Here is a 25,262-nt window from a genome sequence, read left to right as displayed (position 1 = left end):
TAGGCCGTTCGGACGGTCAGCCGAGCAGACGGGGGGTGAGCGCCCCGCAGGGCAGCAGCTCCAGTTCGGCGCCGGCCTCGCGCAGGTCGGTGAGCACCAGTTCGTCGTACATCACCAGGGCCGACTGCTCGGGCCAGGCGATCGCCCAGAGCCAGAGCCCGCGGGCCTCGCCGACGAACACCGCGCGGTCGGCCGGGGCGTCCGGGACGTGGAACATCGGGGTGGGCCGCCCGGCGGCCATCAGCTTGGCGTCGGCGGGCTTGTAGAGGCCGACCGAGTCGCCCGGGTCCGGCCCCGGGAGGCCGGCGTAGCGGGCGCCGAGCCCGACTCCGAGCTCCTCGGCGACCAGCACCAGCTCGCCGAAGCCGCCGAGCGGGGCGGGCCCGGAGCAGGCGACGGCGGTGGCCCGGGCACCCGAGACGTCGTCGCCGACGTGGGCGATGCCGGTGTAGAGCCAGCCGACCGGGAGCGGCCAGGGCAGCCAGACGGGGACCTGCGAGCGGGCGACGGCGACACCCAGGGCTTCCACGCTCGGGGGTAGCACCGGCTGCATCGGCTGCACGGCTCCGTGCCGGTCGCACTGCCAGGTGTCCGAAAAAAGACCGGGGGCGCGGACCCGACCGGCGCACCTCGGGCAGCTTGGCTCGCCCCTCATAGCCGACAACGCTCCTCCCTCCGGACCGCCGCGTCAAGGACGATCACCCGTACGGACGGCTCGGTGGCACCTGTCGGTGCTGGACGCCCGGCCGGCGCGGGTGGGGGTGCGGCGCGGGCGGTCCCCGTTGGGGGATGTCCCGTGGCGGGTGGTGGCAAACGTCCCGGGGACGCGGCCGGGTCGGGGCAGGGGGCGCGGCCGGGGCGGGGCCGGACGCACTGACGCCCCGTCATCGGCGATCGCGGTGACGGGGCGTCAGTCGGGTATCGGTACGTCCGGATCGGACGTTCCCGGCTCGTCGGCGGCGGGTGAGGCCTCCCGGTCGGGGGCGCCGCGCCGGGTCAGGCGGTCGGGCACGGGCGGATGAGCAGGCGTTCGCCGGTGCGGGCGGCGTCCTGGACGAGCTCGCGGACGGTTTCGGCGTCGGCGATCACGCGGTCGGTCGCGGAGCCGTTGGCGTCGTCCAGTCGGAGGATCTCGAAGCGCATGGGCTTGGTCATGGGCGTCTCCTTTCCGGGCCCCGACGGGCGGGGCGATTGCGGCTGAGTGGGTATCAGCCCTTTCGGGGTCTTGCGGATCCGGCGCTGAAGCCGGACCGGGCGGGTCGTGCGTGCGGCGGTCTGCTGCGGCAAGGGCTCCCCCTGCTTGCCTGGTGCGTCCAATGCCTCGTGAACCACGGTGTCGTGGCGGTGCTACTGGGCCGTTGCCCGTCCGTAACGTCCAGGTTTCGGCTGATCGGCACCCGTGTGCGGGCCGGCGATGATTCCCGGACAGAATCAAAGATTACCGTAACTAACGAATTTTGTCCTGCGCCGAGACCGGTCGAACTTCCGGAAGTGGTAGAGACCACTTCGGTGGAGGTGGCCGCCCGGGGCGCCGCTCAGGCCCAGAACGCGGCCAGCGCCTCGGCCGTGGCGGCCGGCCGCTCGGCGTTGGGGGAGTGGCCCGCGCCCGCGACGACCACCCGGCGGGCGCCCAGCCGCTCCGCCATGGCGCTCTGCTCCGGCACCGGCCAGGCGTAGTCCCGCTCCCCGGACAGCACCAGCACCGGCAGCGCCCCGGCGGTCACCGCGGCCAGCTCGTCCACCCGGTCCGGCGCCGCCACCAGGTGCCCGCCGGTGACGGCCAGCGCCCGCGGCACGTTGGCCACCCAGCGACGGTGCAGGAACTCCGCGACGGCCGGTGCCGGGACGGGCTTCGACTCCCCGCTGCTCTCGTCCATCTGCCGCATCACCTGCCAGATCTCCTCCAGGCTCATGACCGGCAGGACATCCAGCAGCAGTTTGGTCCGGGCCGCCTCGGCCGGATCGATCGCCCCCGGGCCAGTAGCGAGCAGGGTCAGCGAACGCCACGGCAGCGGGCCCTCGGCGGCCGCCGCGAGCACCGCCTCCCGGACCACCTGGCCGCCGAAGGAGTGCCCGAGCACGTGCACCGGCCCGCCCTCCGCCGCCAGCACCCCGGTCAGCGCCCGGACGTCGGCGCCCAGCGCGTCCACGGCGTACGCCGCCGCGTCGTCCGGCCCGCCGGTCTCGTACTGTCCCCGCTGGTCCACGGCCGTCACCCGGTACCCGGCCGCCGCGAGCGGCTCGAGCAGCGCGATGAAGTCCTCCTTGCTGCCCGTGAACCCCGGCACCAGCAGCGCCGACCCGCGCACCGGGCCGGCCGGCTCCGCCCGCAACGCCGCGAACTCCCCACGCGCGGTCACCACCCGCTCCGCCCGGGCACAACCGGGCAGGGTCAGGAACGGCGGAGTACTCATGAACGGCTTCCCTCCCGCGACACGCCACACGCGACACCCCGAGCCTATGCCGTCCCGGCCCCCCACCCCACCAGCCCGGACACCCGGTGGCGGAGGCTGGTGGCGGACCCCTGAGGCGGCCCCGCTGCCGCTGCTCGCGGCGCGACCGGCGGCGGAAACGCCGGACGGGGTGGGGCGCCGCTGCCTCAGGCTGTGCGGACACGGGGGCGCGTGCGCTGGGGGGCTCGGGGGAGTAGAAGCGCCCGGAGCAGGGGGGTGGCAGCTGCCCGGGGCGGTATGGGGGCTTCATGACAGGGCGGCCGCGCGGTACTACCCGCGTGGCGCGCGTGCACCGCGGGCCTGCCGGGGTGGAAGCGCCCGGGGGCCGGCTTCCTGCTGTGGGGTGGCGGGGCGGGGGCGCGCCGGGAAATGCCCGAGGGGGCGGGCGGGCTGGTGTGGCCCGGCCCGCCCCCTCGGGGGTGGGGTGTGTCAGCCCTCCGGAGTGGTCTCCGGGGTGGCCACGGCCTTGCGGGCGCGGGTGCGCTTGCGCGGGGCCGGCACCTCGGCGGCCGGGGCCTCGGTGGCCGGGGCCTCCGGGGCGGTCTCGGCGACGGCCTTGGGCTTGCGGGCGCGGGTCCGGGTGGCCGGCTTCTCCTCGGCCGCGGCCTCGGCCGCCGGGGCGGCCTCGACGGCCTCCGCCTTGGGCTTGCGGGTCCGGGTGCGCGTCGCGGGCTTCTTCTCGGCCGGGGCCTCGACGGGAGCCTCAGCCGCCGGGGCGGCCTCGACGGCCTCCGCCTTCGGCTTGCGGGTGCGGGTCCGGCGCGGCTTCTCCTCGGCCGGGGCCTCGGTCGTCTCGACGGTCTCGACGACGGCCTCCGCCTTCGGCTTGCGGGTCCGGGTGCGGCGCGGCTTCTCCTCGGCCACCGGCTCCACCGGCTCCACCGCGACCACGGCGGCCTCGACGACCGCGGCAGCCTCGGCCACTGCCTCGGCCGCCACCGGGGCGGTCTCGCCCCCGGCGGCGCCACCGCGCGAGCGGCGACGGCGGCGGCGCGGGGCGGTGTCGCCCTCGGCGCCCTCGACGGCCGGGGCCGCCTCGGTCACCGCGGCGACGGCAGTCGCCTCGCCCTCGCCGACCTCCGCGCCACGGCGGGTGCGGCGGCGCTCCCGGGTGCGGCGCGGCTTCTCCTCGGCCGGGGTCTCGACGGCGGGACGGCCGGAACCGGCGCGACCGCCGCGACCACCGCGGCCGGAGCGCGAGCCCCGTCCGCCGGTCTCGCCGAGGTCCTCGATCTCCTCCGCGCCGAGCCCGGCCCGGGTGCGCTCCGAGCGCGGCAGCACGCCCTTGGTGCCCGGCGCGATCTTCAGCAGCTCGTACAGGTGCGGCGAGGTGGAGTAGGTCTCCTCCGGGTCGTTGAACGACAGGTCCAGCGCCTTGTTGATCAGCTGCCAGCGCGGGATGTCGTCCCAGTCGACCAGGGTGACGGCGGTGCCGGAGGCGCCGGCCCGGCCGGTGCGGCCGATCCGGTGCAGGTAGGTCTTCTCGTCCTCGGGGCACTGGTAGTTGATGACGTGGGTGACGCCCTCGACGTCGATGCCACGAGCCGCCACGTCGGTGCAGACCAGCACGTCGACCTTGCCGTTGCGGAAGGCGCGCAGCGCCTGCTCGCGGGCGCCCTGGCCGAGGTCGCCGTGGACGGCGCCGGCCGCGAACCCGCGCTGGGTCAGCTGGTCGGAGACGTCGGCGGCGGTGCGCTTGGTGCGGCAGAAGATCATCGCCAGCCCGCGGCCGTCGGCCTGCAGGATGCGCGAGACCATCTCGACCTTGTCCAGCGAGTGCGCACGGAAGATGTGCTGCTCGATGTTGGCGACGGTGGTGCCGGTGTCGTCCGGGGCGGCGGCCCGGATGTGGGTCGGCTGGCTCATGTACCGGCGGGCGAGGCTGATGACCTGGCCCGGCATGGTGGCCGAGAACAGCAGGGTCTGCCGCTTCGCCGGCAGCATGGTGATGATCTTCTCGACATCGGGCAGGAAGCCCAGGTCGAGCATCTCGTCGGCCTCGTCCAGGACCAGCGCGCGGACCTTGGACAGGTTCAGCTTCTTCTGCCCGGCCAGGTCCAGCAGGCGGCCCGGGGTGCCGACCACGATGTCGACGCCCTTGGTGAGCGCCTCGACCTGCGGCTCGTAAGCCCGGCCGCCGTAGACGGCCAGGACCCGCACGTCGCGGACCTTGCCGGCGGTCTGCAGGTCGTTGGTGACCTGGGTGCAGAGCTCGCGCGTCGGGACGACGATCAGCGCCTGGGGGAAGTCGGAGAGCTGCTCCTCGGTCGCCCGGCCGGCGTCCACGTCGGCACGCACGGTGACCCGCTCGATCAGCGGGAGGCCGAAGCCGAGGGTCTTTCCGGTGCCGGTCTTGGCCTGGCCGATGACGTCGTGGCCGGTCAGCGCGACCGGGAGGGTCATCTCCTGGATCGGGAAGGGATGGACGATGCCGACGGACTCGAGCGCCTCGGCGGTCTCCGGGAGGATCCCCAGGTCCCGGAACGTCGTCTTGATGGGTTCAGCGGTGGTGGACAGGGTGCTGCCTCTTCCGTTTTCGGAGGGGCCGAGAGCGAGCGGCGGGCGGGCAGCCGCGCGGCTGCGTACGGGCCTGGGCGGCCCCGATTACAGCTGCGCGGACGCACAACCGCGCCGGTCCCTGCGGCCGGCCGGTGCGCGCGGCCCGATGGCGGGGCGCGTCGCCGGCGGCGTCGGGGAGGGTTCCCGTGAGGGACCTGCGCGGGACCTCCGCCAGGTGGGCGTGGTCTCGGCGGCCCTCGCTCGGCCACTGATGCGGTGCCAAGGCTTGAAGTCCAAGCCATGGTCGGAGCCGATCGGCTCTCCGACCGGGCATCCGCGTACGTGAGTACCCGTGCCTCCGGTGCGGACACGTCCGAGGGGACGGCGCCGCTACGGAGCGGGCTCGTGCGGGCCACCGAGACGGCGGTGACACCGTGCGAGCACGACGGGGCTCCGTACCACCATACAGTCAGGCGACGACTCGAACACGTGACGCGTCTGACATTGCCCCGGGCGACCGGGCCGCGAACGGCCGATCCGGCAGGTCACCCGGGTGCGCCGGGTGGTGGGGCGGGCGGTCGGGCGGGACTAAGGTGGCGGGTCATGGAGACCCATGGTGAGACGCAGGACGGCGCCGGCTCGATCGGCGACTGGGCCACGTGCTCGGCCGAGCCGGGCTACCGCGCGGCGGTGCTGGATCTGCTCGGCGCGCTCGCGTACGGCGAGCTGAGCGCCTTCGAGCGGCTCGCCGAGGACGCCAAGCTGGCGCCCGACCTCGCCGACAAGGCGGCGCTGGCCCGGATGGCCTCCGCCGAGTTCCAGCACTACCAGCGGCTGCACGACCGGCTCGCCGAGATCGGCGCCGACCCGCAGGAGGCGATGCGCCCCTTCGTCGAGCCGCTGGAGCTGTTCCACCGGATGACCGCGCCCTCGGACTGGCTGGAGGGCCTGGTCAAGGCCTACGTCGGCGACGCCATCGCGACCGACTTCTACCGCGAGGTGGCCGTCCGGCTGGACGACGACACCCGCGAGCTGGTCCTCGGCGTCATGTCCGACACCGGCCACGGCCAGTTCGCCGTCGACAAGGTCCGCCAGGCCATCGAGGCCGACCCGCGGGCCGGCGGGAGGCTCGCCCTGTGGGGCCGGCGGCTGATGGGCGAGGCGCTCAGCCAGGCCCAGCGGGTCGTCGCCGAGCGGGACGCGCTGTCCAACCTGCTGGTCGGCGGCGTCCAGGTGCAGGGCTTCGACCTGGTCGAGGTCGGCAAGATGTTCAACCGGATCACCGAGGCGCACACCAAGCGGATGGCCGCCCTCGGCCTCGCCTCCTGAGCCGCCCCGGGCCCGCCCTCAGGCCGGCCGGTGCCGCCGCGGCGCACGGTGGGCGCCGGCCCGGTGCGGGTGGTGCCGGTGCGCCGGGGCCAGCCCGGCGGCCAGGTCCGGCCGGGCCAGCAACGAGGTGAAGACGCCCGCGGCCAGCGCCGAGAACGCCACCGCGACCACCGGGTAGCGCCCGTTCAGGCAGAAGTGCGCGACCACCCCGCCGAGCAGCGCGGCCGCCAGCGCCGTTCCCGCCACCGTGAGGCGCGACGCCCGGAAGTACGCCGGCAGGCCCAACAGCGCGATCGCGGCCGCGACCAGGCCGACCAGGGCGAAGACGAGCGATTCGATCAGCAAGGCGGCCTCCCCGGGGGACGGGCGGACGGCACCGGCGCCGTCCCTGTCGCCGTACCCCGGCCGATCCGCCGGTACACACGACGGTGCCCCGCTCCCGGCGGGGAACGGGGCACCGGAGGATGAGCGGCGGCGCCTCAGAGGGTGCCGAAACCGACCTTGCGGGCGGCCTGCTCGCCGATCTCCACGTACGCCAGGCGCTCGGCCGGGACGATAACGCGGCGGCCGTGCTCGTCGGTGAGCGAGAAGAGCTTGGTGGAGCCCTCCAGCGCCTTCGCGACCGCGCTCTCGACCTCATCGGCAGTCTGCGAGCTCTCGATCACGATCTCGCGCGGCGCGTTCTGCACGCCGATCTTGACCTCCACGGCTTCCGTCCCTCCGGGGTTGCAGCCTCCACGCGCGGGCACCGGACCGCCTGGAACAAGCGTTCGCGGCGACCGCGCCGTACGGCTTCACCATAGAGCACCCGATCACCGCACCGGCGAAGGTCGGCGGATCGTCAGCGCTGAGCGGAACCCTCCGCCGGCACGTCGCCCGGGTGCATCGGGAAGCCCTTCAGGCCCCGCCACGCCAGGCTGGCGACCAGCCGCACCGCCTCGTCGCGCGGGATCTCCAGCCCCTGCGACAGCCAGTACCGGGCGGTGATCTGGGCCAGCCCGCAGACCCCGGCGGCCAGCAGCTTCGACTCCGCCTCCGGCAGGTCGGTGTCCTCCTGGATCACCTTGCTGACCAGCGTCGCGCTCGCCTCGGAGGCCCGCTCCACCCGCTCCCGCACGGCCGGCTCGTTCGTCAGGTCCGACTCGAACACCAGCCGGAAGGCGCCCGACTCGCTGGAGACGTAGTTGAAGTACGCCTCCATCGTCGCGGCCACCCGCAGCTTGTTGTCGGTGGTCGTGCCCAGCGCCTCCCGGGTCGACTCGACCAGGGCGTCGCAGTGCTTGTCCAGCAGCGCCAGGTAGAGCTCCAGCTTCCCGGGGAAGTGCTGGTAGAGCACCGGCTTGCTGACCCCGGCGCGGTCGGCGATGTCGTCCATGGCGGCCGCGTGGTAGCCCTGCGCGACGAACACCTCCTGGGCGGCACCGAGCAGTTGTTCACGGCGGGCGCTTCGCGGCAGGCGGGCACCGCGCGGGCGCTCCTGCGCCTCCTGGATGGCCGTCACGGCGCTCCTCACTTCGGGCTTGTTCGGGGCTGGCAAGAGGGCCGATTCTACTTTTCGGTAACCACGCCCGCGTTCGGCGAAGGTGAGAAAAGCTGCCCGATCCGCTTGTCAGGAGCCCACAATACGGCGCTGACCTCGGCGTCGGCAGTGGTCCGACGAGGGATGGGACAGCCGCACCACCACCCCCGCCACCCCCGGTCGGGGCTCACTACCATCGTCCACCATGAGCAGCGCTGAGCAGCAGGTACGTACGGTCGAGGTCCCCGGCGCGGTGCTCGCGGTGCACCGGCCCGCCGGGGAAGCCCCCGCCGACGGGCGCGAGCCCGGCCTCTTCGTGCACGGACTCGGCGGCTCCGCGGCCAACTGGACCGCCCTGATGGACCGGCTCTCCGGCCAGGTCGACGGCGAGGCCGTCGACCTGCCCGGCTTCGGCCACTCCGACCCGCCCACCGACGGCAACCTCAGCCTCTCCGGCCACGTCCGCGCCGTCATCGGCTACCTGGAGGCCTCCGGCCGCGGCCCCGTCCACCTGTTCGGCAACTCGCTCGGCGGCGCCGTCGCCGTCCGGCTCGCCGCGCTGCGCCCCGACCTGGTCCGCAGCCTCACCCTGGTCTCGCCCGCCCTGCCCGAACTGCCCCCGCAGCGCTCCGCCTGGCCCACCGGCCTGCTCGCCCTGCCCGGCCTGCCCGCACTGCTGCGCCGGCTGCCGGCCGGGCGGCGCGACGCCGAGGCGGCCACCGAGGACCTGCTGCGCCTGGTCTATGGCGACCCGGCCGGTCTGAGCCCGGCCGCCCGGGCCGAGGCGGTGGCCGAGTACCGGCGCCGGCTGGAGCTGCCGCACGCCGTGCCGGCGCTGATCGGCTCGGCCCGCGGCATCGTCTCCGCGTACACCGAGCGCGGCGACCAGGCGCTGTGGCGCCAGGCCGAGCAGGTCGCGGCGCCGGTGCTGCTGGTGTACGGGCTGCGCGACAAGCTGGTCGCCTACCGCTCCGCCCGCCGCGCCTGCGCGGCCTTCGCCGACGCCCGGCTGCTGGTGCTGCCCGAGTCCGGGCACGTGGCGATGATGGAGCACCCCGACGCGGTCGCCCGGGCCGTGCGCGAGCTGATCGCGGCCACCGCCCGCTGAGGCGGGCGGGGTACCCCGTATAGCGCCCGGTAACGGCCCGGTTCGGGGCGAGGTCACGGCGGTTCACTCGTTCAGGTGGCACGCAGGCAGGTGAGCGATGGGTGACCGGAGGCCGGTCCTACCGTTCTGCTGCCGGACCGAACAGGTGTGGGGGAGAGCCGCAGACACCGGACCACCCGGTGGGCGGCGGGCAACAGCACGGGTCCCGGCGTACCGCCCCACGGCTCCGGTAGCCCCTCGGAGGGGGTAGCAACAGAGGAGGTCTTCCGTGCGCGTCGCCCTGCTCACCGAGGGTGCCCGTCCGCATCCCGACCGTGGCGCCGGAGCCTGGTGCGACCGGCTGGCCGAGGGCCTGCCGGAGCACGAGTTCGAGCTGTACCTGCTGACCGGCCCGGAGGGCCTCGGCGCCGTCGCCCGGCTCTCGCCCGCCTGGCGGGACGCCCGCGACCTGGCCCTGTGGGGGCGGCCCCCGCGCGGCCGGGCGCCCGGGGCACCGCGCAGACGCCAGTACGCCCGGGCGTACGAGGAACTGGTGCGGGCGCTGGTGCTGCCGGGGGAGCGGGCCGGCTTCGGGGCCGGGCTGTACCGGCTGGCGGCGCTGGCCCGGGAGGACGGGGGCACCCTGCCCGCCTTCCTCGCCTCCGCCCACGCCCAGCGGGTCCTGGAACGGACCTGGCGGCTGCCCGGCGCGGCCACCTCGGCCGGACAACCGCTGGTCCGCGACGTGCTGGTCGCCGCCGACCTGCTGGAGCAGTGCCTGCGCCCGCTGTCCGCGCCCTGGTACGGCGCCGGGCCCGGCGGCCTGGGCGGCGCCGACCTGTGCCACGTGGTCGGCGCCGGCCCGGCCGCGCTGCCCGCCCTGGTCGCCCGGCACCTGCACGGGGTGCCGTTCGTGGTCACCGAGCACGGGCTGCACCTGCGCGAGCAGTACCTCGGCTTCCCGCCCCGAGCCGAAGGGCGCGCCGGTGCCGAAAGGGTGGGCCCCTCCTGCCCGCTGACGGGCAAGGAGGGCGAGCGACGAGCGAGGGACGAGCACCGGAGCGACGACCGTCGGCATCGGGTTCGAGCACCCGGAGGCGAGCGGGCGAGTCATCCGCCCCGAGCCGAAGGACGCGCCGGTGCCGAAAGCGAGGAGCGACGAGCGAGGGACGAGCGCCGGAGCGACGACCGTCGGCATCGGGTTCGAGCACCCGGAGGCGAGCGGGCGAGTCACGAGGCGCCGTACCTCCCCCAGCCTTCGGCCGGGGGGACCCCCACGCCGGTCCGGGCGCTGCTGCTGTCCTTCTTCCGGGCGCTCACCGAGGAGACCTACCGGCAGGCCGCGATACTCACCCCGGGCAGCGCCCACGACCAGCAGTGGCAGCGCCGCTGCGGGGCCGACCAGGCGCGCACCCGGGTGGTGTACGAGGGCACCCCGGCCGTGGACCGCCCGGCGGCCGGCCCGGAACCCGCGCGGCCGACCCTGGTCTGGGCGGGCGCGCTGGAGCCCGGGCGCGACACCGAACTGATGCTGCACGCCTTCGCCCGGGTCCGCGCCGAACTGCCCGCGGCGCGCCTGGTGGTGCACGGCGAGGAGGCGGCCCCCGGCTACCTGGCGCACTGCGTGGCGGTCGCCCAACGGCTGGGCGTGTCGCGCGCCGTGGACTTCGCCGGGCGGCCCGGCTCGCTCGCCGAGGCCTGGCAGGGCGGCACCGTCGCCGTCTTCTCCGCGCTCTCCCAGCGCAACCCCCGGCTGCTCGCCGACGCCATGCTGAGCGGTCGCGCGGTGGTCTCCACCGACGTCGGGGTGGCCCGCGAGGTGGTCGGCCCGACCGGGCTGCTGGTGCCCGCCCGCGACCCGCGCGCCCTGGCCGGGGCCTGCCTGGCGCTGCTGCGCGACGAGGAGCGGCGCTCCCGGCTCGGCCTGGCCGGGCGGCTGCGGGCGCAGGAACGCTTCGCCGTCGAACCGGTGATCGGCGCCTTCCGGGAGATCTACCTGGAGCTGGTCTCGCAGTACCCGGCCTTCCCCGGGGGCGGCGGCGCCGGCCAGGGCGGCCGGGCGCCGCGCCCGTTCGCCCGGCCCGCCGAGTACTGGCTCACCGACGGGCCGCGCGGCCGGGACGAGCGGGACGACCGGAGTGAGCGGGGTGACCGGGACGACGCCCGGGCGGACGGAAACGACGGCTCCGGGGGTGCGCGGCCGCCCGCCGACGACGGGCTCCGGCCCGATGCTTCCGCGCCCGGTCCGCGCCGCCGGGGCGGGCAGTTCGCCGCACTGTCGGCGCTCGCCGACACCCCGACCGGACGGTCCGGGCCCGAGCCGACGCGATCCGCCGGGCAGGCGCTCGCGGAGGCCGTCTGATGTCCGGCCCGACAGGCCCGACAGGCCCGACAGGCCCGAGCGCGAGCGCCGACCCGGTGCGCGAGGTGATGGCCGAGCACCGGGAGCTGTGCGAGCGCGCAGTCGATCCGCTGGAGATCGCCGCCGGACTGGAGGAGGCCGGGCTCGGGCCGGACGCCGCCGCGCGCTGCCGGCACGCCGACCTGTTCTCGCTGGCCGAGGAGCTGTACGCCCGGGTGCCCCGGCGGCCGCCGGGGCCCGGGCCGTCCGGGGAGCGGCGGGGCGGGGCCGTCGGCCGGGCGGCGCTGACCGCCGCCGTGCTGGCCGCGCTGCCCTGCGCCGGGGTGGTGGCGCTCGGCGCCCGCTGGCCGGTGCTGCTGCCCGCCGCCGTCCCGCTGGTGCTGCTGCCCGCGCTGACCGGACCGGCCCCGGTCGAGTCCGGCCCGCCGCCGTGCGGGCCGGCCTGCCCGGGGGAGCTGGGTCCGGTCGGTGTGCCGGTCCGGCCCGCCGGCTCGCGGTGGCGCCCCGCCGCGCTCGGGTACGGGCTGGGCCTGGCGGCGCTGCTGCTGCTTCCGCTGGCGGCGCCGGGCCGGGACCGGCCGCTGGCCGCCGCGCTGGTGCTGGCCGCCGCGGTGTCGGCGGGCTCGGCCGAGCGGGCGGCCCGCTGGTACCGGCAGGTCGGCCGGGGGCACCTCGGGGCGGCCCGCACGCTGGCCGAGTTCCGGGCCCGGATGCGGCCGGTGCTGCCGGTCGCGGTCGCGCTGCACCTGGCGGTGCTCGCGGTGCTGACCTACGCCGCGCTGGCCGTCCTGGCGGTGGTCGCGCCGCGTCCCGGTCCCGGTCACGGCGACGGGCTGCTGCACCTGGCCGCCGAGCGGGCCGGCGCCACGGCGTGGGCGGCGCAGGGCGTGCTGGGCCTGCTGCTGGTGCTGCCCGCGCTGCTGGCGCGCTGCGGCCGGGCGACGTCGGCCGCGCTGGGCGCCGTGGCCGGGCCCGCCGCGACGGCGGTGCCGCTGGCCCTGGGCCGCCCCTGGCCGTCGGCCGTCCTGCTGGGCGGTGGGGCGGTCGCCGCGGCGCTGCTGGCGCACGGCTGCACGGTGCTCGGCCGGGCGGGCTCGCACCGGTGAGCCCGGCCCGATGAACCCCTGTCAGATCTCGTTCGCTGTTTTCAGTCCGCCAGGTCGTCCCCGACCTCGCTTCGTGGAAGGACGCCCCCGATGAGGGTGCTGCTGCTGGGCGCCGACGGCTTCATCGGCCGCCGGGTGACCGATCGTCTGCTGATGGACCAGGAGTTGCAGGTGACGGTGCTCGGCCGGCGCGACTCGGCCGACATCCGCTTCGACCTGACCACCGGGAGCCCGGGCGCGCTGGCCCGTTTCCTGGACGCGGTCGCGCCGCAGGTGGTGATCAACTGCGCGGGCGCCACCTACGGCAGCTCGCGCACCCTGATCCGGTCGAACACGCTGGCCGTCGCGACGGTCTGCGAGGCGATCCGGCGCAGCCGGGAGCCGGCCCGGCTGGTGCACGTCGGCTCGGCCGCCGAGTACGGGCCGGTGCCCGGCGGGGTGCCGGTGTCCGAGCAGGCCGAGCCGCGGCCGGTCGGCCCGTACGGGGTGTCCAAGCTGGCCGGGACGGAGCTGGTGCTGGCGTCCGGGCTGGACGCGGCGGTGCTGCGGGTGTTCGACGTGGTCGGCCCGGGGGCGCCGACCGCCTCGCTGTTCGGGCGGCTCGCGGAGGGCCTGCGGCGGGCGCTGGAGCGGGACGAGGGCCAGGTGCGGATGCCGGACCTGTCCGGATACCGGGATTTCGTGGACGTGCGGGACGTCGCGCGGGCGATCCAGGCGGCGGCGGTCTCGGCCGCCACGGGGGTGATCAACGTCGGCAGCGGGCACGCGGTGCGGGCCCGGGACGCGGCCCAGCTGCTGGTCCGGGCGTCGGGCTTCGAGGGGGCGATCGTGGAGGAGAACCGGCAGGTCCTGCTGCCCGCGCAGGTCGGCGGGCAGGGCGGTGACCACCTGCCGGGCCATGGTCACCAGTCGGGGCAGTACCTGCCGGGGCACCGGGTGGAGGAGCGTCGGCCGGAGGGGCGGCCCGCCCCGGGCGAGCCGGTGCCGTGGCGGCAGGCGGACGTGCGCACCGCCCGAGACCGTCTCGGCTGGCGGACACAGGTGCCGCTGGAGGAGTCGCTCGGGGACGTCTGGCTGGAGACGGCCTGCCGGGTCTGAGGTCGGTCCGGCGGTGCCCCGGGCCCGGAATCAAGGGCCCGGGGCACCATCGACGGCGCGGTGGGCGGTTCCACGATCCGGCGCGGCCCGTCTCGCCCATCGGACGGGCTGTCTCGGAATACCGGCGGGGCATGACACTGTTGGCGTAGAGAGCCACCCGCGTGGCGGAGCAACAACCCCGTCCGAGGCTGGCCCTTGGCCACCTGAACAAGACACCCATCGGAGTCCCCGTGTCGTTGCCACCCCTGGTCGAGCCGGCCGACGAGCTCACCGTTGACGAGGTCCGCAGGTACTCCCGCCACCTGATCATCCCGGACGTCGGGATGGCGGGGCAGAAGCGGCTGAAGAACGCCAAGGTGCTGTGCGTCGGCGCCGGCGGCCTGGGCTCGCCCGCGCTGCTTTACCTGGCCGCCGCCGGTGTCGGCACTCTGGGCATCGTCGAGTTCGACGTGGTCGACGAGTCGAACCTGCAGCGCCAGGTCATCCACGGCCAGTCGGACGTCGGCCGCTCCAAGGCGGAGTCGGCGCGCGACTCGGTCAAGGAGATCAACCCCTACGTCGACGTGGTCCTGCACGAGGAGCGCCTCGACAACTCCAACGTGATGGAGATCTTCTCCGGCTACGACCTGATCGTGGACGGCACCGACAACTTCGCCACCCGCTACCTGGTGAACGACGCCGCGGTGCTGCTCGGCAAGCCGTACGTGTGGGGCTCGATCTACCGCTTCGACGGCCAGGCCAGCGTGTTCTGGGCCGAGCACGGCCCCTGCTACCGCTGCCTCTACCCGGAGGCCCCGCCGCCGGGCATGGTCCCGTCCTGCGCCGAGGGCGGCGTGCTGGGCGTGCTGTGCGCGTCCATCGGCTCGATCCAGGTGAACGAGGCGATCAAGCTGCTGGCCGGCATCGGCGACCCGCTGGTCGGCCGGCTGATGATCTACGACGCCCTGGAGATGAACTACCGCCAGGTGAAGGTCCGCAAGGACCCGAACTGCGCCGTCTGCGGCGAGAACCCGACGGTCACCGAGCTGATCGACTACGAGGCCTTCTGCGGCGTCGTGTCGGAGGAGGCGCAGGCCGCCGCCGCCGGTTCGACCATCACCTCGAAGCAGCTCAAGCAGTGGCAGGACGACGAGGAGGACATCTACCTCATCGACGTCCGCGAGCCCGGCGAGTACGAGATCGTCAACATCCCCGGCGCGGTGCTGATCCCGAAGAACGAGTTCCTGATGGGCGACGCCCTGGAGAAGCTCCCGCAGGACAAGAAGATCGTGCTGCACTGCAAGTCGGGCGTGCGCTCGGCCGAGGTGCTGGCCGTGGTCAAGGCCGCGGGCTTCGCCAACGCCGTCCACCTGGGCGGCGGCGTGCTCGGCTGGGTGAACCAGATCGAGCCGCACAAGCCGGTCTACTAGGCAGCCGGTACGCGAAGGGGCCCCCCCGCCCGGCGGTGGGGCCCCCTTCACGGCGTGTCGGAGCGCCGGTCAGAGCGCGTGCTTGCGCTGCAGCACGCTGTAGGCGATCCAACCGGGCAGCACCGGCAGCCAGAACGTCAGCGCCCGGTAGAGGAAGACCGCCGGGGCGGCGACCGCGGGGGAGACGTCCGCGAAGGTCAGCGCGCCGATCAGGGCGACCTCGACCGGGCCGATGCCGCCCGGGGTGGGAATCGCCGAGCCGGCCGCGTTGGCGGTCAGGAAGACCACCGCGACGGCCGAGAAGCTGACGCTGCCGCCGAAGGCCTGCACGGAGAAGTCCAGGCAGGCGGTGAAGGAGAGGGTCAGCAGCAGGATGCCGCCGAAACCGGTGGCCAGCTTGCTGGGCGTCTGCATCAGGTCGAGCATGCGCGGCACCACGCCGAAGAACAGCGAGCGCAGCCGGCCCAGCACGAAGCGGCGCAGCGGCGCGACCGCGGCCACCACCAGGGCGAGCACCGCGGCGGTCAGCACGCCGATGATCACCGCCCGGGAGGCGGAGAGGTCGCCGTTGGTCTGGCTGCCGGTGATCAGGCCGAAGCTGAACAGCAGCAGCAGGTGCCCGGCCAGGCCCGCCAGCTGGGAGGCGCCGACCGAGGCGACCGCCTGGCCGGAGCGGATGCCGGCCTTCTGCAGGTAGCGGGTGTTGAGCGCGATGCCGCCGATCGCGGCGGGGGCGACCAGCTTCACGAAGGAGCCGGCCAGCTGGGCGGCGATGGTGCGCCGGAACGGCAGCCGCTCCGGGACGAAGCCGGTCAGGCTCATCGCGGCGGCGACGTAGCTGAACGCGGCCGCCAGCAGGGCCGCCGCCGCCCAGGCCCAGTTCATCTGGGAGAGCTTGAGCTGGGCCGGCTTGATGGTGGTCAGCGCCAGGTAGGCGGCGAAGGTGAGCGCGATCACCATGATCAGGCTCTTCGGCTTTAGCCGCTCCAGCCTGGCCGGCTCCATCGGCGCCTCGGGGGCGATCTGCAGGATCTGGCCGCGGATGCGGCTGAGCAGGTCCTCGCCGGCCGCCGCGATGTCCTCCTCGGCCTGCTGCTGGGTGCGCTCGCCGGCCGCGACCTGCTCCAGCGCCCGGGCCCGGGCGGCGGCCTTGCGCTCCTTGGTGAGCTTGGCGAGGTCGATCCGGGTGGAGCGGCTCATCCCGACCGGCTGGAGCAGCGGCAGAGCCTGGGCGACCCGCTCGGCGCCGAGCACCGCGTTGGCGGTGGCGACGGCCCGCTCGGGGCCGATCCGCAGCGCGAAGGTGGTCAGCAGCTGGGCGACGTCGATGCGCAGCGTCAGGTCGGTGGCCGCGATGTCGCCGCCGGAGAGGTTGACCAGGCAGGCCGTCTTGTCGTCCACGATCAGCAGGGACTCGCCGGTCAGCCGGCGGTGGGCGATCCGGCGCTCGTGCAGGGCGGCCACCGAGCCCCACAGCGAAGCCATCACCAGGTCGGTGACCTCCTCGTCGGCGAGCTCGTCGAGGGTGCGGCCCTCGACGTTCTCGTACACCAGGATCGCGGCGTCCGGGCCCAGCTCGGAGGTGGCCACCAGCTGCGGCGCGCGGGCGCCCGAGGCGGCCGCCGCGTACGCGATCAGGGCCTCCTGCTCCAGCGCCTGGCGCAGCGACTGGGGGCTGCGGCGCACCGCGACCGAGCGCAGCCGCAGCCGCCGCCAGGCCCGGTAGAAGAAGCCGGAGGCCTGCTGCTCGCGGTCGATGATGTGGACGTCCAGCGGCGGGCCGTCCTGCTGGGTGACGTAGTAGCGGCGGGTGCCGCCGGGGGCGTCCGGGGCGCGGTGGGCGCCGTCCGGGGTGAAACCGACCTTGCGCAGGCCGATCATCAGGTGCTGGCCGGTGGGCCGGATGTTGGGGGAGCCGATCGCGTACAGCGTGCCGTAGGCGACGGACCAGCCGATCAGCACGGTGAGCATCAGCGACAGCGGGGTGGTGTAGCCGCCGAGCAGCTCGGTGACCCCGCTGAAGACCACCACCACCCACAGGGCCACCCGCCAGCGCGGTCTGCTCGACATGCCGACGGCGGTCATGTAGGCGATCACCGGGGCGAGGTAGCCGTGCACCGGGTCGGTGAGGGTGCCGTTGCTGTCCAGCGGCAGCCGGGTCAGTGCCTCCCGCAGGTGCTCGGAGGCGCCCTCGGCCACCCACCAGTCGATGCCCAGCGAGACCCCGTACGCGAGCACCGAGGCGAGCACGCCGTCGGCGACCCGCAGGCCGTCGCGTTTGATCAGCCGCTCGACGGCGAAGGCCAGCGGCACGGCGAGCACCGCGACGCTGGAGATCAGGCCGGTGATGGTGGACAGCACCGCGGAGAAGTGCGGCGCGTTGGTGGCGATGTCCTGCTCGATGCCGCTGGTGGTCGAGGTGGCGATGCCGGCCAGGACGAAGACGGCGACTATCCCGAGGACCCCGGCCAGGAAGCGGATCAGGTCGGACGGGCGGTGCGCGCGGGCGGCGAGCAGCGGCTCGTCGACGTCCAGGTGCGGGGCGTCGTCCAGGGGTTCGTGGTACTCGGCGCGCGGGCCCGGCGGCGCCGGGACGGTAGGCCGTGGCTGCGACTCGGGGGCCTTCTCGGGCGTGGGGGTCTTGATCGTCCGGTCCTTGATCAGGGAGACTTCCGGCGGCGGCCCGCTCTCGGGCCGCCCTTCGGACTCGTCACCGGGAGCCGGGGGCACGGCGGAGCCGGACTCGTCGGAGTCCCTGTCCACACCCACGTCAGCCGTCCCGGTCATCTGGTCTTGTCCTCGTATCACCACTCACCGCCCCGAAGATGGTGGCATGCCCCGACCCCCCGTGCTGGACAGGGGCCGGATCGGGCGCGGCGGATCGTTCGTACGGGGCCGCGCACGCGTCCCTGTAAGGAAGAATGCCGCAGGTGACGGACGTAACAGACGACGGCGTCCCGGACGCCCTACCGCCGTTCGCCGAACTGGTGCTCGACCTGACCGAGCGGATTCCACCCGGCCGGGTGATGACCTACGGCGACGTCGCCGAGTACCTCGGCCAGGGCGGGCCCCGGCAGGTCGGGAGGGTGATGGCCCGCTACGGCGGCGCGGTGCCCTGGTGGCGGGTGATCCGCGCGGACGGCCGCTTCCTGCCCGGGCACGAACACCGCGCCCTCGCCCACTACAGCGAGGAGGGCACCCCGCTGCGCGAACTCGCCGACCCGCCCCGGGTCGACCTGCGGCGGGCCCGCTGGGACGGGCAGGAGATTTCACCGAACGCCGCGCACCGGCCGGATTGACGGGGCAGGATCGTAGGCTCGATGCGGGCGGGCCCCGGCGGGCCCGCTCCGGCCATGCCCCTCCGCACCACCCAGGAAAGTCCGTGAGCGAGCGCAGCGAGCGAATCATCGAACGGCGCGTGAGCGAGCGCAATGAGCGAGCCATCGAACGGCGCGTGTGGGCGAACGCCCCTGCCGAGCGCAGCGAGGCGGGCGCGTGAGTTCCCCCTACCGGCTCGTGCGCAGCCCGCTCGTCCAGCCCGACCCGCCCGTGCTGGACGAGTACCAGCGCGCCGTGGTCGAGCACACCGGCGGCCCGCTGCTCGTCCTCGCCGGCCCGGGCACGGGCAAGACCACCACCCTGGTCGAGGCGGTCGCCCGGCGGGTCCAGGACGGCACCGACCCCGAGCGGATCCTCGTCCTCACCTTCAGCCGCAAGGCCGCCATGGAACTGCGCGACCGGATGTCCGGCCGGCTCGGCAGCTCCGCCGCGGCCCCGCAGGCCACCACCTTCCACTCCTTCTGCTACGCCCTGCTGCGCGCCCACCAGGACCCGCAGGACTACGCCGAACCGCTGCGGCTGCTCTCCGGCCCCGAACAGGACGTCATGGTCCGTGAACTGCTGGCCGGCGGCGCCGAGGACGCCAAGCACACGGAGTCGATCTGGGGGCACCCCCGGCCGGAGGCTGGGGGAGGCTCCGCCGCGGGTACCCGGATCCAGTGGCCGCTCGACCTGCGCGCCTGCCTGACCACCCGCGGCTTCGCCGACGAAGTCCGTGCCGTCCTCGCCCGCAGCCGCGAACTCGGCCTCGGCGAGGCCGAACTCGAGCGCTTCGCCCAGGGCGTCCAGCGGCCCGACTGGGCCGCCGCCGCGCGCTTCCTCGCCGACTACCTCGACGTGCTCGACCTGCGCGGCGTCCTCGACTACGCCGAACTCGTCCACCGCGCCGTCCTGCTCGCCGAACGCCCCGAGGTCGGCGAACGCCTGCGCGAGCGCTACCAGGTCGTCTTCGTCGACGAATACCAGGACACCGACCCCTCCCAGGTCCGGCTGCTGCGCCAGCTCGCCGGCGGCGGACGCGACCTGGTCGCCGTCGGCGACCCCGACCAGTCGATCTACGCCTTCCGCGGCGCCGACATCAACGGCATCCTCGACTTCCCCCAGGCCTTCCGGCAGGCCGACGGCAGCCCCGCCGAGGTCAAGGTGCTGCGGGTCTCCCGCCGCTCCGGCGCCGTCCTGCTCGCCGCCTCCCGCGAACTCGCCCGCCGGATGCCGATGGGCCGGCTGCCCGCCGACAAACTCGCCCAGCACCGCGCCCTGCTGCCCTCCCGCGAAGGCGGCCGGGTCGAGGTCTACACCTACCCCACCCCCGGCGCCGAACTCGACTCGATCGCCGACCTGCTGCGCCGCGCCCACCTGGAGGACGGCGTGCCCTGGGGTGAGATGGCCGTCCTGGTCCGGGCCGGCGCCCGCTCCATCCCCGGTGTGCGACGGGCGCTCGGCGCGGCCGGCGTCCCGCTGGAGATCGACGGCGACGACCTGCCGCTGCGCGAGGAACCCGCCGTCGCCCAGCTGCTGCTCGCCCTGCGGGTCTGCGCCGAGCAGGCCGCCCGCGACAAGCACGGCGACCCGGACAGCCCCGACCCGCTCACCAACGACCTGGCCCACGCCCTGCTGACCGGCCCGCTCGGCGGCCTCGACGGCTCCGACCTGCGGCGCCTCGGCCGGGCCCTGCGCGAGGAGGAACGCGCCGCCCTGCGCGCCGACGGCCGCCCCGCCGCCGCCCCGCGCCCGGCCGGCGACCTGATCCGCGAGGCCCTCGCCGAACCCGAACGCCTGATCGCCCTCGACCCGGCGACCGCCCGCCGCGCCCGCGACCTCGGCACCCTGCTGCGCAAGGTCCGCGAACTGCTGGCCGGCGGCTGCACCGCCGAGGAGGCGCTCTGGGAACTGTGGGACGGCAGCCGCCGCTGGCGCGAACGCCTCGAGCGGGCCGCCCTGCGCGGCGGCGCCGCCGGCCGCAACGCCGATCGCGACCTGGACGCGCTGTGCGCCCTGTTCGAGACCGCCGCCCGCGCCGAGGAACAGGTCACCGGCCACCGCGGCGCCCTCGACCTGCTCGCCGAACTCGAAGCCCAGGACATCGCCGCCGACACCCTCACCGTCCGCACCGTCCGCCCCGAAGCGGTCCGGCTGATGACCGCCCACCGCTCCAAGGGCCTGGAGTGGCGCCTGGTCGTTGTCGCCGGCGTCCAGGACGGCCTCTGGCCCGACCTGCGCCGCCGCGGCTCCCTGCTGGAGGCCGACCGGATCGGCCGCGACGGCCTCGCCGAACCGCTCTCCCCGGCCGCCCTGCTCGGCGAGGAACGCCGCCTCTTCTACGTCGCCGCCACCCGCGCCAAGGAACGGCTGATCGTCACCGCCGTCAAGGCACCCGCCGACGACGGCGACGAACCCTCCCGCTTCCTGCGCGAGCTCTACCGCGAGGACGTCGACCCGCGCACCGGCAAGACGGTGCGCCGCACCCCGCCGGTCACCGTCGAGGACGTCACCCACCGCCCGCGCCGCCCGCTGTCGGTGGCCGCCCTGGTCGCCGAACTGCGCGCCGTCACCGTCGACCCCGCCCGCTCGCCCGAACTGCGCCGCGCCGCCGCCGAACGCCTCGCCGTCCTCGCCGCCGCCACCGACCAGGACGGGCTGCCGCTGGTGCCCGCCGCCCACCCCGACCGCTGGTGGGGCCTGGAGGACCCCACCGCCGCTCCCGAACCGCTGCGCAGCGCCGACGCGCCGGTCCGGCTGTCCGGCAGCGGCCTGGAGCAGTTGGAGAACTGCTCGCTGCAGTGGTTCCTGGACAAGGAGGTCAGGGCCCGCGGCGTCGGCACCGCCGCCCAGGGCTTCGGCAACGTGGTGCACGCCCTCGCCGACGAGGTCGGCTCCGGCCGCACCCCCGCCGACCTCGCCGTCCTCATGGCCCGCCTGGACACCGTCTGGGACGCCCTCGCCTTCGACGCCCCCTGGAAGTCCCAGCAGGAGAAGACCGAGGCCCGCGCCGCCCTGGAACGCTTCCTCAACTGGCACGTCCTGGAACGCGGCCGCGACGTCGTCGCCACCGAACACGGCTTCGACGTCACCCTCGACGTCGGCGGCGTCTCGGTGCGCATCCGCGGCTCCATGGACCGGGTCGAGAAGGACCACGCCGGACGCGCCTACGTGGTCGACTTCAAGACCGGCAAGCAGATACCCACCGACAAGTCGCTGCCCGACCACAAGCAGCTCGCCGTATACCAGCTCGCCGTGCGGGCCGGCGCCCTCAACGAGCTGCCCGGCTTCACCGAACGGCCCCCGGCCACCGGCGGCGCCGAACTCGTCCACCTGCGCGAGGCCGCCGCCAAGGCCGCCCCGGACACCCCCAAGGTGCAGCGGCAGGAGCCGCCCGAGGGCGAACCGTGGATCGAGAACCTGCTCGCCGAAGCCGCCGGCAAGGTCCTCGCCGAACGCTTCGTCCCGCAGACCGGCGGCGGCTGCGACCGCTGCGCCTTCCGCCGCAGCTGCTCCGCCCAGCGCGACGGGGCGCAGCTGCTGTGACTCACCCGCTCGCCTCCGGGGCGCTCTGACCCGGTGCCGACGGTCGGCGCTCCCTCGCTCCTGCGTCGCTCCCTCGCTTCTCCCTTTCGGCACCGGCGCGCCCCTTCGGCTCGGGGCGGGGCCACTCACCCGCTCGCCTCCGGGGCGCTCTGGCCCGGTGCCGACGGTCGGCGCTCCGGCGCTCGTTCCTCGCTTGTTGCTCCTCCCTTTCGGCACCGGCGCGCCCCTTCGGCTCGGGGCGGGGAGTAGCCAGGGTCACGGCGGCCGGGCGCCCGGAGTGTCGGCTGCGCCCGTTAACGTTGCGGGGTGACCGCCGTGCTCAGCCATCCCGACCAGCTCAAGGAGCTGCTGGGCATCCCGTTCAACCGGGAACAGATGGCGGCCATCGGCGCCCCCCTCGCCCCCGCCGTGATCGTGGCCGGCGCCGGCTCCGGCAAGACCACCGTGATGGCCGCCCGGGTCGTCTGGCTGGTCGGCTCCGGCGCCGTACGCCCCGACGAGGTGCTCGGCCTCACCTTCACCAACAAGGCCGCCGGCGAACTCGCCGAACGCGTCCGCACCGCCCTGCTGCGCGCCGGCGTCGCCGACCGGGACGCCGCCGAACCGCTCGGCGAACCCGAGATCTCCACCTACCACGCCTTCGCCGGCCGCCTGCTCAAGGAACACGGCCTGCGCATCGGCATCGAGCCGGACGTGCGGCTGCTCGCCGACGCCACCCGCTTCCAGCTCGCCGCCAAGGTGCTGCGCACCGCCCGCGGCCCCTTCCCCGCCCTGACCGGCACCTTCGCCAACCTGGTCGCCGACCTGACCGCCCTGGACGGCGAACTCGCCGAGCACCTGGTCGAACCCGCCGCGCTGCGCGCGTACGACGAGGAACTGCTCGACACCCTCGCCACCGTCAAGCTCAGCAACGACGACTTGCGGGCCGTCCCCGTCACCGCCCGCGCCCGGCTGGAACTGCTGCGCCTGGTCGAGGACTACCGGCGCCGCAAGCAGAGCGCCGGACTGATGGACTTCGGCGACCAGATAGCCGCCGCCGCCCGCCTCGCCCAGCAGCGCCCCGAGGTCGGCGCCCTGTTGCGCGGCCAGTTCAAGGTCGTCCTGCTGGACGAGTACCAGGACACCTCCGTCGCCCAGCGCCTCATGCTGGCCGGCCTCTTCGGAGCCGGGGCCGGCCACCCGGTGACCGCCGTCGGCGACCCCTGCCAGGCCATCTACGGCTGGCGCGGCGCCTCCGTAGCCAACCTCGACGACTTCCCCCGGCACTTCCCCCGGGCCGACGGCCGCCCCGCCGACCGCTACGCGCTCAGCGAGAACCGCCGCAGCGGTGGGCGCCTGCTCGCCTTCGCCAACGAACTCGCCGCCCCGCTGCGCGCCGTGCACGAGGGCGTCGAGGCGCTGCGCCCGGCCCCCGGCGCCGAACAGGACGGCTACGTGCGGGCCGCGCTGCTGCCCACCCACGCCGAGGAGGTCGACTGGCTCGCCGACTCGATTGCCCACCTGGTGCGCACCGGCACCGCGCCCGGCCGGATCGCCGTACTGTGCCGGGGGGGCGCGGCCTTCCCGGACATCCACGCCGCGCTGGTCGCCCGCGAGGTGCCGGTCGAGGTGGTCGGCCTCGGCGGGCTGCTGCAACTGCCCGAGGTGGCCGACCTGGTGGCGGTCTGCGAGGTGCTGCAGGACCCGACCGCCAACGCCGCCCTGGTGCGCCTGCTGATCGGCCCGCGCTGGCGGATCGGCACGCGCGACCTCGCCCTGCTCGGCCGCCGGGCCGCCGACCTGGTGCGCACCGAGCGGCCCGAGGGCGTGGAGGCGCTGGCCGCGGCCGTCGCCGAGGCCGACCCGACCGAGGTGGTCTCGCTGGCCGACGCGGTGGAGACCTTCCTCGACGCGGACCAGCCGGACGACCTGCCGTTCTCCGCCGAGGCCAGGGTGCGCTTCGCCCGGCTCGCCGCCGAACTGCGCGAACTGCGCCGCTCGCTCGCCGACCCGCTGATGGACGTGCTGCACCGGGTGCTGACCGTCACCGGGCTGGAGGTCGAACTCGCCGCCTCCCCGCAGGCGCTGGCCGCCCGCCGGCGGGAGACCCTGCACGCCTTCCTGGACGTCGCCGCCTCCTTCGCCGACCTGGACGGCGACCCGGGCCTGGCCGCCTTCCTCGGCTTCCTGCGCGCCGCCCAGGAGTACGAGCGCGGCCTGGACAGCAGCCTGCCCGGCGGCGAGGACACCGTGAAGGTGCTCACCGCGCACAAGTCCAAGGGCCTGGAGTGGGACGTGGTGGCCGTCCCCGGCCTGGTCAAGGGCGCGTTCCCGTCCGGCACCGCGCGCGAGCGCTGGACCAGCACCAAGCGGGTGCTCCCGCACGCCCTGCGCGGCGACGCCGCCACCCTGCCCGACGTGCGCGGCGGCTGGACCGCGAAGTCGATGGCCGCGTTCAAGAAGGAGCTGGCCGAGCACTCCGGCACCGAGGAACTGCGCCTGGGCTACGTCGCGTTCACCCGCCCCCGGTCCCTGCTGCTGGCCTCCGGGCACTGGTGGGGGCCCAGCCAGAAGACCGTCCGCGGCCCGTCGGCCTTCCTGGAGCAGCTGCGCGCGCACTGCGAGCAGCCGGGCGCCGGCGAGGTCGAGCACTGGGCCGAGCAGCCGGAGAAGGGCGCCGTGAACCCGGCGCTGGCCGCCGCCGTCGAACGCCCCTGGCCGCTGCCGCTGGACCCGGCCGCCCAGCAGGCCCGCCGCCGGGTCGCCGAGGTGGTGCGGGCCAGGATCGCCGTGACTCGCCCGTTCGCCTCCGGGCCCTCGGATCCGGAGCCGATGGCCGTCGAGGACCAGCGCCAGGTCGCCTCCTGGGACCGTGACCTGACCGCGCTGCTGGGCGAGTTGGAGCGCTCCCGGCGCACCGCCCGCGAGGTGCCGCTGCCGCCCGCGCTGTCCGCCACCCAGCTGCTGCGGCTGGCCGCCGACCCGGACGGCTTCGCCCGCGACCTGGCCCGCCCGATGCCGCGCCCCCCGCAGCCCGCCGCCCGGCGCGGCACCCGCTTCCACGCCTGGGTGCAGTCCCGGATCGAGCCGCTGCTGCTGATCGAACCCGGCGCGCTGCCCGGCGCCGACGACGACGGCATCGAGGACGAGCAGGACCTGGAGCGGCTCAAGGAGGCGTTCCTGCGCACCCCGTACGCCCAGCGCCGGCCCCACCGGGTCGAGGCGCCGTTCCAACTGGTGCTCGCGGGGCGGGTGGTGCGCGGCCGGATCGACGCGGTCTACCGGGACGGTGACGGGGTGACGGAATCCGGTGGTGCGTCACGCTACGAAGTGGTCGACTGGAAGACCCACCGCGAGGAGACCGCCGACCCGCTGCAGCTCGCGGTCTACCGGCTCGCCTGGGCCGAGCAGGCGGGCGTCGATCCCGAGCAGGTCACGGCTTCGTTCCTGTACGTCCGCAGCGGACGGATCGTGCGTCCGGAAGGACTTCCCGACCGAAAAGAGTTGGAACGGCTCCTGATCGGGAACAGTGACTAATGAGTCACGCAGCGCATCCA

17 protein-coding genes are annotated in these 25,262 nt (G+C 75.2%); 9 read left to right on the top strand and 8 right to left on the bottom strand.

What is annotated here, in order from left to right; all coding sequences use genetic code 11:
- Window positions 1–16: 16 nt before the first annotated feature.
- The 4 genes from O1G21_RS15765 to O1G21_RS15750 all read right to left on the bottom strand — a co-directional run bounded on the left by O1G21_RS15765 (window position 17) and on the right by O1G21_RS15750 (window position 4,856).
- Window positions 17–655 (bottom strand): DUF6758 family protein, encoded by a 639-nt coding sequence (locus O1G21_RS15765; protein WP_270144350.1) that lies wholly within the window; start codon window positions 653–655, stop codon window positions 17–19.
- Between the two features lie 341 nt (window positions 656–996).
- Window positions 997–1,155: a hypothetical protein gene (locus O1G21_RS15760; RefSeq protein WP_270151502.1), complete on the bottom strand. Its 159-nt coding sequence runs from the start codon at window positions 1,153–1,155 to the stop codon at window positions 997–999.
- A 380-nt stretch (window positions 1,156–1,535) separates the two neighbouring features.
- Window positions 1,536–2,414 (bottom strand): alpha/beta fold hydrolase, encoded by an 879-nt coding sequence (locus O1G21_RS15755; RefSeq protein WP_270144348.1) that lies wholly within the window; start codon window positions 2,412–2,414, stop codon window positions 1,536–1,538.
- Window positions 2,415–2,882: 468 nt separating this feature from the next.
- Entirely contained in the window at window positions 2,883–4,856 is a 1,974-nt protein-coding gene (locus O1G21_RS15750) for a DEAD/DEAH box helicase (protein WP_270144346.1), read from the bottom strand.
- A gap of 699 nt (window positions 4,857–5,555) precedes the next feature.
- Here O1G21_RS15750 and O1G21_RS15745 point away from each other — a divergent pair.
- Complete coding sequence (locus O1G21_RS15745; RefSeq protein ID WP_270144345.1) at window positions 5,556–6,281, top strand: ferritin-like fold-containing protein; 726 nt, start codon at window positions 5,556–5,558, stop codon at window positions 6,279–6,281.
- Window positions 6,282–6,299: 18 nt separating this feature from the next.
- Here O1G21_RS15745 and O1G21_RS15740 read toward each other — a convergent pair whose 3' ends face one another.
- The 3 genes from O1G21_RS15740 to O1G21_RS15730 form a co-directional block, all read right to left on the bottom strand.
- Window positions 6,300–6,626 (bottom strand): hypothetical protein, encoded by a 327-nt coding sequence (locus O1G21_RS15740; protein ID WP_270144343.1) that lies wholly within the window; start codon window positions 6,624–6,626, stop codon window positions 6,300–6,302.
- Between the two features lie 134 nt (window positions 6,627–6,760).
- On the bottom strand, window positions 6,761–6,988 hold the full coding sequence (locus O1G21_RS15735) for a DUF3107 domain-containing protein (RefSeq protein WP_270144341.1): 228 nt from the start codon (window positions 6,986–6,988) through the stop codon (window positions 6,761–6,763).
- A 134-nt stretch (window positions 6,989–7,122) separates the two neighbouring features.
- The gene (locus O1G21_RS15730) at window positions 7,123–7,782 is read right to left on the bottom strand and encodes a TetR/AcrR family transcriptional regulator (RefSeq protein WP_270144339.1); all 660 of its coding nucleotides are present in this window, start codon (window positions 7,780–7,782) and stop codon (window positions 7,123–7,125) included.
- Between the two features lie 223 nt (window positions 7,783–8,005).
- Between O1G21_RS15730 and O1G21_RS15725 the strand changes: the two genes are divergently transcribed.
- The 5 genes from O1G21_RS15725 (at window position 8,006) to moeZ (ending at window position 14,862) form a co-directional block, all read left to right on the top strand.
- Window positions 8,006–8,908, top strand: coding sequence for an alpha/beta fold hydrolase (locus O1G21_RS15725; RefSeq protein ID WP_270144337.1), 903 nt, complete (start codon window positions 8,006–8,008; stop codon window positions 8,906–8,908).
- Between the two features lie 268 nt (window positions 8,909–9,176).
- A complete protein-coding gene (locus O1G21_RS15720; RefSeq protein WP_270144336.1) occupies window positions 9,177–11,249 on the top strand; it encodes a DUF3492 domain-containing protein in 2,073 nt (690 codons plus the stop codon).
- Window positions 11,249–12,355: a hypothetical protein gene (locus O1G21_RS15715; protein ID WP_270144334.1), complete on the top strand. Its 1,107-nt coding sequence runs from the start codon at window positions 11,249–11,251 to the stop codon at window positions 12,353–12,355. Before O1G21_RS15720 ends, O1G21_RS15715 begins: the two co-directional genes overlap by 1 nt.
- 90 nt (window positions 12,356–12,445) lie before the next feature.
- On the top strand, window positions 12,446–13,453 hold the full coding sequence (locus O1G21_RS15710; RefSeq protein WP_270144332.1) for an NAD-dependent epimerase/dehydratase family protein: 1,008 nt from the start codon (window positions 12,446–12,448) through the stop codon (window positions 13,451–13,453).
- Between the two features lie 230 nt (window positions 13,454–13,683).
- Window positions 13,684–14,862, top strand: a complete 1,179-nt coding sequence (moeZ, locus tag O1G21_RS15705; RefSeq protein ID WP_270144330.1) for an adenylyltransferase/sulfurtransferase MoeZ — start codon at window positions 13,684–13,686, stop codon at window positions 14,860–14,862.
- A gap of 69 nt (window positions 14,863–14,931) precedes the next feature.
- On the opposite strand, the gene O1G21_RS15700 is transcribed toward moeZ, so the two are convergent.
- Window positions 14,932–17,649: a lysylphosphatidylglycerol synthase transmembrane domain-containing protein gene (locus O1G21_RS15700; RefSeq protein ID WP_270144329.1), complete on the bottom strand. Its 2,718-nt coding sequence runs from the start codon at window positions 17,647–17,649 to the stop codon at window positions 14,932–14,934.
- 134 nt (window positions 17,650–17,783) lie between these two features.
- Between O1G21_RS15700 and O1G21_RS15695 the strand changes: the two genes are divergently transcribed.
- From O1G21_RS15695 to O1G21_RS15685, 3 genes are all read left to right on the top strand, one after another.
- Complete coding sequence (locus O1G21_RS15695) at window positions 17,784–18,161, top strand: MGMT family protein (protein WP_270144327.1); 378 nt, start codon at window positions 17,784–17,786, stop codon at window positions 18,159–18,161.
- Between the two features lie 196 nt (window positions 18,162–18,357).
- The gene (locus tag O1G21_RS15690; protein WP_270144325.1) at window positions 18,358–21,726 is read left to right on the top strand and encodes an ATP-dependent helicase; all 3,369 of its coding nucleotides are present in this window, start codon (window positions 18,358–18,360) and stop codon (window positions 21,724–21,726) included.
- Between the two features lie 306 nt (window positions 21,727–22,032).
- Entirely contained in the window at window positions 22,033–25,242 is a 3,210-nt protein-coding gene (locus O1G21_RS15685) for an ATP-dependent DNA helicase (RefSeq protein WP_270144324.1), read from the top strand.
- The last annotated feature ends 20 nt before the right edge of the window (window positions 25,243–25,262 follow it).

Source organism: Kitasatospora cathayae (assembly GCF_027627435.1).
Taxonomy (GTDB): Bacteria; Actinomycetota; Actinomycetes; order Streptomycetales; family Streptomycetaceae; genus Kitasatospora; species Kitasatospora cathayae.
This window is presented reverse-complemented; position numbering and strand designations above follow the sequence as displayed.